This is a genomic window from Entomobacter blattae, from assembly GCF_014672835.1.
In the GTDB taxonomy this organism is placed as follows: domain Bacteria; phylum Pseudomonadota; class Alphaproteobacteria; order Acetobacterales; family Acetobacteraceae; genus Entomobacter; species Entomobacter blattae.
In genome coordinates, this window is the sequence record NZ_CP060244.1 from 663,510 (window position 1) to 677,991 (window position 14,482).

General features: G+C 44.8%; 14 protein-coding genes. 9 read left to right on the plus strand and 5 right to left on the minus strand.

What is annotated here, in order from left to right; genetic code table 11:
* Positions 1 to 117 precede the first annotated feature (117 nt).
* Positions 118 to 1,419 carry a hemolysin family protein gene (locus JGUZn3_RS03030; protein ID WP_203414262.1) on the plus strand — a complete coding sequence of 434 codons (1,302 nt, stop codon included), beginning with the start codon at positions 118 to 120 and terminating at the stop codon, positions 1,417 to 1,419.
* A 42-nt stretch (positions 1,420 to 1,461) separates the two neighbouring features.
* Here JGUZn3_RS03030 and JGUZn3_RS03035 read toward each other — a convergent pair whose 3' ends face one another.
* Positions 1,462 to 3,411, minus strand: a complete 1,950-nt coding sequence (locus JGUZn3_RS03035) for a transglycosylase SLT domain-containing protein (protein ID WP_203414263.1) — start codon at positions 3,409 to 3,411, stop codon at positions 1,462 to 1,464.
* A 184-nt stretch (positions 3,412 to 3,595) separates the two neighbouring features.
* Positions 3,596 to 4,474, minus strand: a complete 879-nt coding sequence (locus JGUZn3_RS03040) for a uracil-DNA glycosylase (protein WP_203414264.1) — start codon at positions 4,472 to 4,474, stop codon at positions 3,596 to 3,598.
* Between the two features lie 113 nt (positions 4,475 to 4,587).
* Between JGUZn3_RS03040 and JGUZn3_RS03045 the strand changes: the two genes are divergently transcribed.
* The 3 genes from JGUZn3_RS03045 (at position 4,588) to JGUZn3_RS03055 (ending at position 7,785) form a co-directional block, all read left to right on the plus strand.
* The gene (locus JGUZn3_RS03045) at positions 4,588 to 6,363 is read left to right on the plus strand and encodes a tetratricopeptide repeat protein (RefSeq protein ID WP_203414265.1); all 1,776 of its coding nucleotides are present in this window, start codon (positions 4,588 to 4,590) and stop codon (positions 6,361 to 6,363) included.
* Complete coding sequence (locus tag JGUZn3_RS03050; protein ID WP_203414266.1) at positions 6,335 to 7,312, plus strand: 4-(cytidine 5'-diphospho)-2-C-methyl-D-erythritol kinase; 978 nt, start codon at positions 6,335 to 6,337, stop codon at positions 7,310 to 7,312. Before JGUZn3_RS03045 ends, JGUZn3_RS03050 begins: the two co-directional genes overlap by 29 nt.
* A gap of 68 nt (positions 7,313 to 7,380) precedes the next feature.
* Positions 7,381 to 7,785: a hypothetical protein gene (locus JGUZn3_RS03055; RefSeq protein ID WP_203414267.1), complete on the plus strand. Its 405-nt coding sequence runs from the start codon at positions 7,381 to 7,383 to the stop codon at positions 7,783 to 7,785.
* Between the two features lie 238 nt (positions 7,786 to 8,023).
* Here the strand turns inward: JGUZn3_RS03055 and JGUZn3_RS03060 are convergent, their stop codons facing one another.
* Complete coding sequence (locus tag JGUZn3_RS03060; protein ID WP_203414268.1) at positions 8,024 to 8,602, minus strand: YqaA family protein; 579 nt, start codon at positions 8,600 to 8,602, stop codon at positions 8,024 to 8,026.
* 292 nt (positions 8,603 to 8,894) lie between these two features.
* On the opposite strand from JGUZn3_RS03060, the gene JGUZn3_RS03065 reads away from it, so the two are divergent.
* Complete coding sequence (locus tag JGUZn3_RS03065) at positions 8,895 to 10,241, plus strand: OFA family MFS transporter (protein WP_203414269.1); 1,347 nt, start codon at positions 8,895 to 8,897, stop codon at positions 10,239 to 10,241.
* Positions 10,242 to 10,405: 164 nt separating this feature from the next.
* Positions 10,406 to 10,798, plus strand: coding sequence for a rhodanese-like domain-containing protein (locus JGUZn3_RS03070; protein ID WP_203414270.1), 393 nt, complete (start codon positions 10,406 to 10,408; stop codon positions 10,796 to 10,798).
* Between the two features lie 110 nt (positions 10,799 to 10,908).
* Here the strand turns inward: JGUZn3_RS03070 and JGUZn3_RS03075 are convergent, their stop codons facing one another.
* Complete coding sequence (locus JGUZn3_RS03075) at positions 10,909 to 11,826, minus strand: DUF2272 domain-containing protein (RefSeq protein WP_203414271.1); 918 nt, start codon at positions 11,824 to 11,826, stop codon at positions 10,909 to 10,911.
* A gap of 83 nt (positions 11,827 to 11,909) precedes the next feature.
* Here JGUZn3_RS03075 and JGUZn3_RS03080 point away from each other — a divergent pair, with 83 nt between their 5' ends.
* Positions 11,910 to 12,071 (plus strand): hypothetical protein, encoded by a 162-nt coding sequence (locus tag JGUZn3_RS03080; RefSeq protein WP_203414272.1) that lies wholly within the window; start codon positions 11,910 to 11,912, stop codon positions 12,069 to 12,071.
* A 138-nt stretch (positions 12,072 to 12,209) separates the two neighbouring features.
* On the plus strand, positions 12,210 to 13,067 hold the full coding sequence (panC, locus tag JGUZn3_RS03085) for a pantoate--beta-alanine ligase (protein ID WP_203414273.1): 858 nt from the start codon (positions 12,210 to 12,212) through the stop codon (positions 13,065 to 13,067).
* A gap of 52 nt (positions 13,068 to 13,119) precedes the next feature.
* Here panC and dksA read toward each other — a convergent pair whose 3' ends face one another.
* Positions 13,120 to 13,485, minus strand: a complete 366-nt coding sequence (gene dksA / locus JGUZn3_RS03090; RefSeq protein WP_203414772.1) for an RNA polymerase-binding protein DksA — start codon at positions 13,483 to 13,485, stop codon at positions 13,120 to 13,122.
* A 506-nt stretch (positions 13,486 to 13,991) separates the two neighbouring features.
* On the opposite strand from dksA, the gene speD reads away from it, so the two are divergent.
* Positions 13,992 to 14,462 carry an adenosylmethionine decarboxylase gene (gene speD, locus JGUZn3_RS03095; RefSeq protein ID WP_203414773.1) on the plus strand — a complete coding sequence of 157 codons (471 nt, stop codon included), beginning with the start codon at positions 13,992 to 13,994 and terminating at the stop codon, positions 14,460 to 14,462.
* Positions 14,463 to 14,482: the final 20 nt, after the last annotated feature.

The window sequence follows — 14,482 nt, forward strand, 5'->3', positions numbered from 1 at the left end:
TGAGGGTCAGAAGAGGCCACGATTGATAAAATGAGAACGTTTTATATAGGCGGTTTTGCTAGGGAATAAAAATTGTAGCGGAAAAGTTTAGGTCGTTTTTAGAAAAAGTCAGATTTTATGCTGTGGTCTATCATTGTTATTTTTTTTCTTATTTTTTTTAATGGCCTTTTTGCCATGGGGGAGCTTGCCCTTATCTCGGCCCGAAGGGCGCGGTTGGCTGTTCTTGTCAAGAAGAAAACACCAGGGGCAGAGCGCGCCATGAAGTTGGCAGATGACCCCCAAAGCTTTTTACCCACTGTGCAGGTTGGGATTACGCTGGTTTCCATTCTTGAAGGAACATTCGGGGGAGCTAAAATAGAGCGTGAACTTACCCCATGGATTGAGCAATTCCCTGTATTCCGCCCCTTTTCTGCGGAATTATCCATTGCTATCGTGGTGGTGACCATTACATCCCTTATGCTGGTATTTGGTGAGCTGGTTCCTAAACAGCTGGCCTTACGCAAGCCAGAGATTATAGCGGCTCGTCTGTCCTGGATGTTGCAAGCTATTGCTGTGGTGGTGCGTCCAGTTGTTTGGCTATTGGGGTATGTTTCTACCTTGGTGTTAAGCTTGATGGGGGTTGGCAAAGCGTCTCGTGAGACCGTAACAGAAGAAGAGCTCAGGGCGTTTATTGCGGAAGGCGCCCAGGCAGGCGTTTTGGAAATTGAAGAACATAATATGATTGAACGCCTGCTGCGTCTTGCTGATCGTTCCGCCCGTGCTGTTATGAGTCCCCGTAACGAGTTGGTATGGCTTGAGCGCCAGGCCTCTCGCCAGGATCTGATTAAAGCCGTAAAGGAGTCTTCTCATACGCGCTTGGTTGTGTGTGAAGGGGGAATTGATAACCCGGTGGGGGTTATTTTTATTAACGACCTTCTTGGGATATTGTTGGAAGGCAAAGCCTTTTCTATAGAAAAAATATTATATCCCCCCGTTGCAGTTCCTGATTCTATGTCCGCTCTGAATGTATTGGAGCGTTTACGCTCGAGCGATATCGGGCTTGTTTTGGTGCTGGATGAATATGGCTCATTTGAGGGGATTGTGACCGCGGGAGATGTGTTTGAGGCTATTGTAGGAGGGGAGAAAGCCCAGAAAGATAAAAAAGATCAAATCCAAGCCCACCCTATTGTAGCAGATACCTTGGAACTAGAGGGGTTTTTACCGGTTGATGAAATTAGAGCCAACCTGGACCTTGCAGAAGAGCCCCCTGCTTATGGCAGTTACCATACATTAGCTGGGATGATCCTGGCCCTCTTGCGGCGTATTCCCGCCGTAGGTGATAAGGTGGTTTTTTCCGGCTGGTTGTTTGAGGTGACAGAGATGGAGGGCCGTAAAATCACAAAGATAAAAGCCAGTCGCCAGATTTTGGCAGAAAATTAAAGGTTTATTCCCTCCATTTTCTAGGCGGGGTTGGTGTCTTCGTTAGTGAAGGGTAATTTTGGAGGTTTTGTCAGCAATATGCTGAACAGAAGGGTGGAATGCAAGATCATGTTCCAGTTTAAAGCTGGGCCATTTTTCTTTGGAAAGGGCCTTTAAAGACGGAGAAGGCAAAGCCAGAATGTAGGAATACTGCCATAAATAAGCCAAGGATTTTTGAACATATTCCCGTGTTTCGGTCGCGGGGATGCTTTCAATAAACAGGAAAGGGTCTTCTGGCTCATGAATTTGTTTATCCCAGTGTGCAAGGGCCGTAGGACCGGCATTGTAGCTTGCCAAGGTATGGATGAGCTCCCCCCCTCCAGCAGGGTGAGAGGAAGCCTGATTTTGTAAGGCGGCAAGGCTTGGGGGTTGGTTTGTGACCAGATGAGAAAGGTAGATAAGGTAAAGTTGGCCAAATTCAAGATTAATTTCTGGGTTAAACATCTCTCTAGAGGTTGGAGAGGCAACGCTCTTTCCGGAATTGTGGGCAACGGTTTGGAAGGAAATTGTGGTAAGCTGCATTAACCCATGGGCACCAGCATTGGAAAAGGCGGAAGGGTTAAAGTTGGATTCAACCCGGGTTAAGGCATACACGAGAGCAGGGTTTACCCTATAGCCATGTTTAGGTTTTAATGGTGGCAGAGGTAAGTGATGAAGGGCGGCAGAAGCAGAGTTCTGCCCAGAAAGAATAGCCTTAAGCTGGGTTGCTAGGTCCGTCAGGCCGGCTGTGTGGGCAATCAGCTGGAGGGAGTGACAAAGAGGAATATTGGTAGAAATTTGTGGCCATAGGCGCCTAAGGGTTGCCTCTGCTTTTTCTTTTTCACCAACCTGCATGAGTGCAAAAAAACGCATGCCAGCCGATAGGCTTTTTAAGGCTTCTATATCAATTTCCCCCAGCACAAGCTCCACTGGTTTGCTTTTGGCGGTAAGGTTAGAGCTCCCTTCTGTCAGGATATGTTTGGCAAGAAGGCCATAAAAACTATCGGAGTTTGTTGCTGCTCGTTTCAGCCATAAGAGGTAATCTTCCTTATTGCCAAGATGTTGGAAGGTTCTGGCAACCCAGAAGGCACTTCCTGTTCGAATGGCTGCGCTAGTAGTCTCGGCATAAAAAGCGTTTTCAAAATGTTTTTTGGCTTGGGAAAGGTTCTTTTGTTTCCATTCGGCAAGCCCTGCCACATAGGCTGCTAGGCCAATTTTTTGTCGGGATTTAAGAAAGGTGTTTTGGGCCAGCTCAAGAGCAGCCTTGGTTTCCCCTTCAGTAAAAAGGGATTGGGCCAGCTCTGCATGGAGCTGTAAAGCATAGAGCGGGGAGAGATTCGGGGTTGTCTCAACTAGGTGTACAGCACTTTGAATCCCTTTAGGGCCTGTGGCTGTGCGTTCTTTTATGGTTTTATCCAGTTGTGGGCTGCGTTTGAAAGCCTTGAGAAGGGTAGTGTCTTCATCCGGTGTGGGTGTGCTATCTGTATTATGCAGAAAGGCCTGGGGAGGGGAGAGCTTGGCGCTGTCTTTTGGATTGGTTTTCAGATAGGTAGAAAAAATATCAGGGGCATCAGGCAGTTCACCATAAAGCTTAAGCCAGGCTTGCAATTGGGCACTTGAACTATGGTAGTCCTTGTTCAGATAGCGGTCTGCCAGGATATCCCCAATCAGCAGGTTGGAATGCAAGGATTTTGTTTCCTGCTCTGCCTGGCTAAATTTGCCGCTGCGGTGAAGCGTAAAGATAAGTTTGATACGGTTGGAATCTTCTACCGAGAGGGGTCGTGGGAAGATTCCTGTTCCTCCCCCATCCGGAGAGGCCGGGGCAAAGGCAAATGCTGTTTCTTCATGGGGCGAATCCAGTGGAGTTGCCGCGGCAGCACGTAAAGGCGTTAAGGCTGCACCCGCCAGAAAGGCGGCACCAATCAAAAAGGCACGGGCCGTTTGAGAAGGCGAATTTTGATGTATCCTTTTCATAAAGAATAGGGAAATACAGTAAACAAAAAATAAAAGCAACCATTATGTTGTAAAAAAACAACACATATTTGATAGAAAGTGAAAATGGAAGGATGAGAGCATTATTGTTTTTTATTATATTTCTTATACAAAGCGGTTTTGTTTTGAATTAACTCAATATCAATAAATAATACTACGAATAATACTATGAATTTAAGGAAAAATTAGTAAAAAATATTTTCAGATCCTCCCACAATTCTTTCTTGAATTTTGGGCTTCGCGCCACCTGTAGGGGATGGCGAAAGGAAAAAAGTGGAAAAGAATACTCCATAGGTGAAAGAGTTGCAGTATGCCATTGTCCCCGTAATTGGGAAAAGGGCTGGGAGGAGTTAAGGAGTATTTGCGCAGGTAAATGCCCTAAAGTTACAATAAAATCTGGCTTTAATAAGGTAATAAAACGGTAAAGAAAAGGCTTATAAAGGGTCAATTCGTAAGGAGTTGGCTTTCTTCCACCCGGGGGCCTCCAGGGGATGAGGGGCATACGGGTTGTCTGGTCCAATTCGATTCCGATTGAGGAAAAAACATGCGCTAAGCTGCTTCCCGTTTTCCCCGCAAAGGCTCTGCCGGTTAAATCTTCCTCATCACTTGGAGCATCCCCAATAATCAGAAGTTTTGGATGGGTGGGGGTGGCAGGCAGAATGGCGACAACAGTATGGGTTGCCGTTTCTGAGAGTGGGCAGAACGATGAGGTAGGAAGAAAGGCTAGGAGGGCCTCTGGTGTTTCAAAATTTTGGGCCAGGGTTATGGCTTGTTGGATAGGCAGTGTTGAAGGTGAAGAGGAGAGGGGCGAAAGGGGTTGGGCAGGGCTGGTTGAGGAAAGGGGCGGTGTATGCTTTTGTTTCAAAGCGTTTTCTGAATTTAAACTTTTCTGTGTTATGGTTCGATCAGCAGTGTTTGGGAAGAGTTGTGGGCGGTTTGGGGGAGGGAAACGGGGTCCCTCAAGCCGATTGAGAGGTTTTTCACTCAGTGTACAGTCAACCCCCCATTCCAAATACAGATCAAGGAGTGTAAAAGAGAAATTCATCAAAGGGTTACGGCCTGGTGGTTTTTTGATAGAAGTTCAGTGTTGTGACGATTCACTTGGAATATTATATATTACGGGTGCGTATGTCGATTATAGACTAGGTTAAAATTACAATGCAAATTGGCAGAATTGTGTGTGCGTTTGTCATCGCTGGTTTTTTGTGTGATCAGCCAGCCTGGGCAGATGGAAACGTGACCCCCGTTCCTCCTCGGGAAACAACCGTAGCCCTACAGGATATAAAAAAATTAGGGAATGAAAACTATACAGAATTCTTGGTGGGTATTGTTGCTGCTGGCTTAAAGGATAGCCAGGTTGCCGGCGATGCGTTTCGGGCAGCTTTAAAGGCCGACCCCACCAATAAAAATATTCTCCAGCAGGCTTTTTTTTATAGTGTTGTCACAGGTAATCCTATGGCGGTGGATTTGGCAAAGCTTTTGCCTTCTGGCATGTTGCCCAATATGGTTTTGGGGAACGATGCGGCACGGAAGAAAAACTGGGGCAAGGCGCGGGACTATTATAATGCCATTCCTACCAATGCGTTAACACGGCTATTAAAACCATTACTGGTTGGGTGGACTTATCAAGGGCAGGGAAACTACAAAACGGCACTTGCCACATTAATGCCTGCTATTGAAAGCAACATGTTACCAGTGGTCTATACCCTTCATGCAGCCTTGATTGCTGATACAGCGGGCTATGATGAGCAGGCTGCACGTTATTACTACCATGCCATTGGGGAATCGACACAGCCTACTTTGCAGTTGGTTGTTTTTTATGGAAACTGGTTGGTCAGGAATAAACGCAAGGCAGAAGCCCAACGCCTTGTAGAAGATTTAATGGTCGCCATGCCAGGCCTGGCAGTTTCAAGAGAGGCCCTAGAAGAGAGCATAAACCGCAAAATGGAGTTTACGGCAACCGATGGAATTGCCCAGAGCTATCTTGTTCTCGCCTCTCTTGTTCAGGAACAGATTACCCTGGAGAAAATGAAAAGCAAGGACAAGCAAAAGCGAGACCGTTCTTCGTTAGAAGTAGATGCTGAACAAACAGAAGAATTTATGCTTCGTTTTGCTCTGGATATGGACCCCACATTAGGCTCGGCTCGTTTGATGATGTCGAGCCTGTTCTATGATAGGGACTTGCCCGCCTCTGCTTTGGGCATTCTGGAGAAAACCAGTAAAAAAGATGTCCTAGATCCTGTTATTGAATTGCGCCGGGGACGACTTTATATGGTCTTGGGGGAATTTGGAAAGGCGCAGGCTCTTTTAGAAGGGTTACATAAGGCTCATCCTTTTTATCCAGAAATTTGGCGTAGTCTGGGGGATATTTATCTCGAAGAAAAAAAATATCCCCTCGCTCTGCATGCTTATGATAGGGCTTTGGAATATTCTCCCAAAATGCAGAAAAACAATTGGTCCTTGCTTTTGGCACGGGCTGTGGCCTATGACCGCTCAGGCAATTGGCCCAAGGCAGAGCAAGATTTGAAACAAGCTTTATTGCTTATGCCCGATGAGCCCATTTTGCTGAATTATTTAGGCTACTCCTGGGTGGAGAAGGATAAAAACCTGGAACAGGCCGAATCCATGTTGTTAAGGGCTGTAGAGAATGATCCAGATAATGGGGCAATTCTTGATAGTCTCGGTTGGGCCATGTTAAAGCGTAACAAGTTATACCAAGCGGTGCAGCAATTGGAAAAGGCCGCTGAGAAAACCCCCCAAGATCCAGCAATAAATTATCATTTGGGGGTGGCTTATTGGTTATTGGGGCGCAAGCAAGAGGCCATTAACCAATGGAATGTTGCGCTTGTTTTTCATCCCGATCCGTCAGACGAAAAGAAAATTCGTAAAGCATTGAAAGATGGGTATGTCCAATCACCGATTCCCGCCCACTAGTTCTTCTGGCTCTATTTCAGAATTTGCACGGGCAAAAATTAATCTTTATTTGCATATTACAGGGAAAAGACCCAACGGCTATCATGAGTTAGATAGTCTGGCCGTTTTTGCTCAGGTCGGTGATAGGCTTGCTATTAGCTTGAATGAAAAAATGGCCTCTGGAGTGGTTTCTTCCTCAGAAGCCGTTCTCGACTCGGGCCCCATTTTAAGGTTAACAGGGCCTTTTGCGCAAAATTTAGCTCAGGTTTCAGGGGGCGATAAGAGGAGCAATCTGGTTTTTAAAGCCGCGAGGAGTCTCTCTCAGGCTGTAGAGGAAAAAACAGGTCAGGTTTTTCCTATCGAAAATCTCGATATTACGTTGGAAAAAAATCTGCCGATTGCGTCAGGAATTGGAGGGGGGTCTGCGGATGCTGCGGCGGTTATCCGCGCGCTCTTTATTTTATGGAAGATAGACAAGCTGTTTTCACCTCAGGAAATCCTTTCCTGCCTTAAGGCCATAGGGGCAGATGTGCCTGTCTGCTTTCAGCAAAAAGCAGTGCGAATGGAAGGGATCGGTGAAATTCTTTCAGAAGTGCCTATATTACCAGAATGTGGAATTGTTTTGGTTAATCCGGGGCGGGCTGTTTCAACCCCTTTGGTTTTTCAGGCGAGAAAGGGAGAATTCAGAAAAAAAGTGGAATATCCTCCGCAATGGAAAAATTGTGAAGAGCTGATAAGTTTTTTGAAAGGAACCTCGAACGATCTTCAGGAGGCTGCCCTGTTAGTGGAGCCTGTTATAAGAGATGTTCTGGAGTCTTTAGCAAAACTCCCCCAAGTAAGGCTGGTGAGGATGAGTGGTTCTGGAGCAACCTGTTTTGCTTTGTTTGAGGCAAAACAAGAAGCGCTAGAGGCAATAAAAAGGATTTCACACAAAGAATGGTGGAGTTGGGCAGGGAGCTTGTGTATATAAGATATAAATAATAAGGTAAAAAAAATAAATATTTGCTGAAAAACAGCAAAGGTTAAAGGGGTTAAAAAATGACAAACAAACAAACAGATAAGGTTAATGTTGTAATTTCAGAAGACAGAAAGAAAGTCAGCCTTGCCATGTTTTCTGAAAATGGTGTTGATACAATGGTTACCCTTTCAGAAGAAGAGCTCATAAACTTGATTACTCTTTTGGGAGAAGCAAGGTGGAGATTAAAAGAGGAGGAGCCAGTCTCTCCTATTGTAGGGGCGAGGTTTACACCTGTTCGTAAAACCCAATGGGCTGTTCAAGCAGACTTAATGACAGAAGGTTCAATGTTTATTTTTCAGCATCCCGCTTATGGGCCTGTTGGTGTAAGCCTCCTGCCAGCTGATGTGGATAAAATTATCGTTGCCCTTCAATCTCATAAAAATATTTTACACGATTTTTCCCGCAAGCAAAAACGGTTGGTCTAACGTTTCTCTTTTCCAACAAAGGTGAGGGATTTAATAACACGGCCCCAGGGTGTTATGCAGATAGACTGGATCACGCAGGTAAAAAGATCTGATCTATCAACAAGAACAGTTCCACGAAGGCTCGGCGTACCTGGTTTAAAATGTTTCAAAGCCATCAATCTTACCCCTTAGGAGAGTTTTGAGGTTAGATCGATAGATTGTGTGTGGATTATTGCTCTCTCTCGTACGCTCTAATTTTCTATACGTATTTAATAGCGAAAATTCCTATCACCATTAAGGCTGCAAAAATAGTTGCAACAAGGGTTAAACGTTTTTCTATAAAATTCTGGATCGATGCGCCGAAAAAATAAAGGAGAGCAGCGATAATAAAAAAACGTAACCCCCGTGTTGCAAGGCTTGCCAGAACAAAGGTCCCAATGGGGAATAGTGCTGCCCCGCTGGCAATAGAAACAAGCTTATAAGGGATAGGGGTAAGCCCTTTAATAAGAATAAACCATACACCATAAAGGCGAAATTTTTCTTGGAGAGCTAGAAGAGTGGCTTCTGCATGGTAGAAATGCACAATAGGTTGTGCGAGATAGTCCATCAAAAAAGCGCCGATATACCATCCAAAAATTCCTCCTGTTACACTTGCTAATGTGCAAATGGTAGCAAATTGCCACGCTTTTTTGGGTTGAGCCAAAATCATGGGAATCAGTAACAGATCAGGCGGAAGAGGGAAAAAACTCGCTTCTGAAAAGGCAATAAGGGCCAACCATAAAGGGGCATAATCGCTTTGGGCCTTATTGATCATATAAGTATAAACATGACTTAACATGTAGGAAATGCCTATTTGTTCCAAGACTAAAACTTATCTGGCATATTTTGGGACAATAGAAAAGAGCAAAATATCATTTTAGAAATAAATAATAGGGAATTGTTCGTAAAATTATTGGTGATGGAGAGCTCTTACTGTTACGAATAAGTAACATATAAGAATTCACGTTTTTGTTATTGGTCACGCTAAAGTTAATAAAGTCACGTTTCATTTATTAGAGAATAGAATAGCACTCTGTTATCTTTTGTTAGTCAAAATTTTAACCTTGAAGAAGATATGATCTTTTATTTCTATGAAACGATCAAAGATTTTTAGCCTTCAAGACAAGAGTTTTATTTCCTCTCCTCTGGTAAGTATTATTATGTATAAAAGCCATTCTCACTCTTCATCGACACGGTGGATTACGCTAGTTGCAACAATATTCATCCAGTTTTGCTTAGGGTCAGCTTATACTTGGAGTTTGTATAATCAGGCTTTTGCAACCCGGCTGAACCATCCGGTGAGCGAGGTGGCCTTTACTTTTGCCCTGTTATGTCTTTTTCTCTCACTCTCTTCGACCGTTTCTGGAAAATTACAAGACCGGATTGGTACTAAAAAGACGGCTGTTTTGGCAGGGGTGATGTTGGGCGGCAGTTATGTTCTTTCTGCTTTTGTCCCCAACCTTATCAGCCTTTATCTTATTGCAGGTGTATGTGTTGGGTGTGCTGAAGGGGTTGGGTATTTGCCCACGCTTTCCAATTGTGTCCGCTGGTTTCCTGAACGTAAGGGGATGATCTCTGCCGTGGTGGTTGGTTCTTATGGGCTCGGGAGTCTGGGGTTTAAATATATCAATTCTTATCTGCTTGAAAGGTTCGGTCTAAGTGGTACATTCGTTGTTTTGGGACTATTGACAGGCTCTGTCATTGCTCTTTGTGCTTTAACCTTAACCGATGCACCAGCCACCGATGCACTGGCGGTAGAAAATAGAGCGGCTACCTCTCGTACCCGTAGTCCGGCCAAACGGCAATATAATCTTACAGAGTGCCTTCATGTGCGGCAATATTGGATGCTGACTTTAATTTTTCTTAGCTCTTGCATTGGTGGGGTATTTGTACTGGGAACCGCCAAGGATTTAGGGCAAACCTTGGCTGGACTTTCTGCTTTGTCGGCTGCACAAGGGGTGGCTGTTATTGCCGCAACTAACTTGGCTGGGCGGTTATTGATGGGGTATTTTTCAGACAAGGTTAAAAGAATAAGGGTCATATCCTTTGGGCAGGGTCTGGCCTTGCTGGGCCTGACATTGCTGGTATTTTTCCCACTCAGTAAAGGAGTATTCTTCTTTGCCATTGCTTGTGTTGTTTTTAATTTTGGTGGCACTGTTTCTGTCTATCCTGCCTTGGTGGGGGATTATTTCGGTATGAATAATGTGAGTAAAAACTATGGGGGGATTTATCTCTGTTTTGGGTTTGGAGGAATTATCGGTCTAATCATTACCTCCCTTTTAAAAGACTTTACGCCCACTTTGCTGTTGGCTTTTGTTTTAACGGTTGTAGCATTTGTCACCAGCTTTTTAGTGAGCCCGCCTGATGAGGGAAAGAAAAAATGGGCCAGCTCTGGAAAGTTAAATTTTACAGGAAAAATGCAATCGTCCAAAATTTAGAATTCGGTAGGGGGACGTACAGAAAAGGGAGGTTCCCGCCGAATATATTATGGTGAGTGGTTTTGCATTTGGCCATCCTTAACAGGAACCTGGTGCCTTCACGCGGTGCGAATGAACCTCAACGATGGGCTTGACGTTGCCAAAAACTGGCTGCAATAAGAGTGATGGAAATTGTATCAGATTTAGAAAAAATCATGGAAATTCGTCAGCTTTCTTCTCACCAGGCGTGGCATGAGTTTAAAAACACTCCCACAGCTTATCTTATCGATGTTCGAACCCCTCAGGAATGGAGAATTACAGGTATTGCACCCATTGCAGAAAGCCGCCAGCTGCTCCTTTCTCTTATCTGGGCTGATAACACCTTTAATCCCGATTTTATTGAAACGTTTCAAAAACATTGCCTCAACAAAACCCAACCTCTGTATTTTGTTTGTAAAAAAGGCATAAGAAGCCAAAAAGCAGCAGAACTTATGGCTTTTAAAGGCTATACCAGCCTTGTAAATATTTATGATGGGTTTGAGAGTTTAATCCACCAGATCCAGTCTTTTCCGCTCTAAGATCTGGTGGAAAGCCAAGTAAGTTCTCCCTTTAAAACTCACCCCTAAAAGAATTTCTGAAAAACTATACTACTCTATCTTGAGGTTTTCTCTGGGGTTAGAAGGGTTTTTTATTCGTCAGTATAAGGTTCTTCATTAGCATCATAATGGACTTGTAAAACAGCAAACCATGGATAGCGGGAATCATAGCTCATTCCGGTGGTAGGATCAGCCAGAAGGCCATTAGTATCTGTAGGAACATGGGTCAGAGCTACAGAATCATCGACGTTTCCGCCAATAATGCTGAGCTGATGGCCAAATGGAGGGCCATTTTGGTTAATAGCAACAACTAGGCCACAATGGGAGGGAAAGTCATAAGAGGTCGGAAGATTTTCAAACTGTAGATTACGGCTTGCGCCCCGGCCAACACAGATCAGATCCCCTGGCTGGGGAGCATATTCCCTTGGGCTTCGCCCAGTAAGACCGGAAGCGGCCCCGGTAAAGGCTGCATTAATATAGGTGGAGTGGTTGGGAGAATAGGCAAAACGCTCATTTGCTCCTGCAATCCGCATGACATAAGAAATAAAAGCAGCCGACCAAGCATAGCGTGTATCGTTTGTAAAATTAAACACACGGCCATCAGAATCGTGCTTGCCGGTATAGCTTACCTGGCTATCATAGGGGTTAATACCAGCCCACCAATATTCACCCACCCGTTGCCATAGCCCAGGTGCACGTTCTGCCTTTACAGCTGGGCTTGTTGGCTCTGGCCGGGTGCGGGGGTCATCATCATCAACGGGCTGGTTAAAGAGCCGCCATTCCCGCATGGCAATGGCAATGGCGTCCTGGCGGTTAAAGGGCTCGAAATTCCGTGTAGCAAAATCAGGCACATGGCCTTCTGTATAGGATTGGGCTTGCCCTGCTGCAGAAGAGGAGTGTTGTTGGAGGGGCTGCTGGCTCTGGTCGCTTCCGCATGCCGTTAACCAAAGAAGAGGAAGGGCAGATAACGCCAGAAATGGAAAAGGTTTATAGAGAGGCCAGTAAGACATGGTGAAAGAATTCCTCAAAACTGTTTTTGTTATGGTATAGGCGATGTTGTGGTTGATCTTAAGGAACAATACGGCACATAAAAGTGCATATTCTTTTTTTACGAGACAGGAAAGTGTTGTGGATGAGTAAAGGGTGGGGATGGGATAAAAAAAACCGGCCCGTACCACAAAAAGCACAGAAAAATGGCCTTTTCTCGATCGTGAGCCCCACCATGCAGGTTCCTCCAGCAGGAGGTGTGGTTTAACCAGTTCAATGGAAGAAGAGACTACTGTTGTACGAAAGGGTAAAGAGGAGGGCACGGGCCGTTTTACTGAGGAACTAGCGGCTAGCCCCTTAATAATGGGAATGGAAAACAGGAACGAGAAAGGTTAGGCGTTTCAAAATGGAAGTTTTGCGAAATCTGGCGGATCTTGAGGATTATCGCCATCATATCGGTTTAAAAAAATCAGAAATGCTTACGCTTGTGCCCACTATGGGCTCTTTGCATGCTGGACATCTGTCTTTGGTACAAAGGGCTAAAGAGCCAAGCCCAGAGCAGCCAGAAGCCCTGCCTGCAAAAGTGATGGTTTCTATTTTTGTTAATCCGATCCAATTTGATCAACCTGAAGATCTTAAGCGTTATCCTCGCCAGGAAGAGTACGATATAGCCCTGCTGAGCGAAGCAGGCTGTGACGCTGTCTGGATTCCCGATGTAAAAGCTATGTATCCTAAAGGTTTTGCCACTCGAATTGAGGTTGAAGGACCAGCTTTGTTGTGGGAGGGTGCACGCCGGCCTGGGCATTTTTCTGGGGTGGCTACTGTGGTTGCACGCTTGTTTGGCCTTATTACTCCAGACAGGGCTATTTTTGGGGAAAAAGATTGGCAGCAACTGCAGGTCATCAAACGTATGGTAGCCGACCTATCCTTAGGAATAATCATAGAAGGAGCTCCCATTGTCAGGGAGGAAGATGGGCTGGCTCTCTCTTCACGCAATCAGTTTTTAACCCCAACAGAAAGAGCGCAAGCGCCTATTCTTTATAAAACACTGTTACAGGTTCGAGAAAAACTTCAGAACAAGGCTCCTCATTCTGTTTTACAAGAAGCAAGGCAAACCCTGACCGAAAAGGGGTTTTCTGTGGATTATCTGGAAATTGTGCAGAAGGAAGAGATGCTTGTGGCAAAGGCGTGGTCTGAACATACACGCCTGATTACCGCAGCCCGTCTAGGCAGTGTGCGCTTATTAGATAATATAGGCCCTTGATAAAAGGAGGATCATGATAAAAGAAGGATAAAGCCAGTCTCCCTTGCAAGGCCTATTCATCACGGTAAATTTTTTCCATTTTTTCATGGCGCTCCTGGGCCTCAATAGACAGAGTAGCAATGGGGCGTGCTTCGAGCCTTTTAATGCCGATGGGCTCGCCGGTTTCCTCGCAATAGCCGTAGGAACCATCTTCTATTCTCTCAAGGGCCATATCGATTTTAGAAATCAATTTACGGGCCCTGTCCCGTGTTCTTAATTCCAGGGCTCTATCAGTCTCAACTGTGGCCCTATCAGCGAGATCAGCCTCAAGAATGCCCCCTTCAGAAAGGCTTGCTAGGGTTTCATTCGCTTCACCAATCAGTTCTTTTTTCCAGTGTAGTAACTTCTGCCTGAAGTATTCAAGCTGGTTAGGATTCATGAATTCTTCATTTTCAGAGGGTTTGTACCCTACTGGAAGCTTTGTTTTGTTCACTTTGGCTTGTTCCTATAGTAGAAAAAAACATTTCACCATTGGCATATACTGCTCATTATATTGATAGCAAGTCATAAGCAACGAGAGTTCGTATTTTTACGCTATTTTTAAATAATAGATGCAGCTTCGATACAGATACGATTTCCTCCTTTCTTGAAATATTATAGCATATTGAGGCCATTTCGCGGAAAAAGGTTTAAGAAAAAGCTTTAAAAAGAAAAATTTTATATTTTTTCGATCTCAACAAAAACAGAGCTAGAAAGCTTGTTTTATAGGCTTAAGCTGTTTTTTTTAAAAAGGCCGCTGAATATATTTGCTTAAACATCAGATAAACTATATAAGAGCCCTTGTTTGAAAAACGTGGCTGTAAGGTTGCGTTTTTCGTCGTTTTTATCTTAGCCCAAGGGGGCAATAAAGCCCAACAGGCTGTCTACTGGTTTGGGGGTACGTTGATGAACGCACTTGCTCGGCTGGGGATAGTCTCGGATTTCCCGAGAAATAACCAGATTTCGGCTGTTTCTTCTCTTCAGCAAGAAGAACGGAAAGACTATTTTGTTGAAAAAGATGGTGTCAAATATGCAGGCAACCATCTTTTAGTAGATCTGTGGGGGGCCATTAATCTTGATGACCCCGACAAGATTGATCAAACCCTTCGGGAAGCTGCCATTACGGCAGGGGCTACCATTTTACACAGCCATTTTCACCATTTTACGCCTAATGGCGGGGTCTCTGGTGTTATTGTGCTGGCAGAGAGTCATATCTCAATTCATACATGGCCAGAACGCAACTTTGCAGCAGTGGATATCTTTATGTGCGGGGTATGCGACCCTCATTTGGCTATACCAGTTATGCAGCGTCTTTTTCAGGCAGAGCGGGTCGTGATTGATGAAATGCGCCGTGGGAAGGAAACGCTTGAAAAATAATTCTCCCCAAGGGAGGTGTT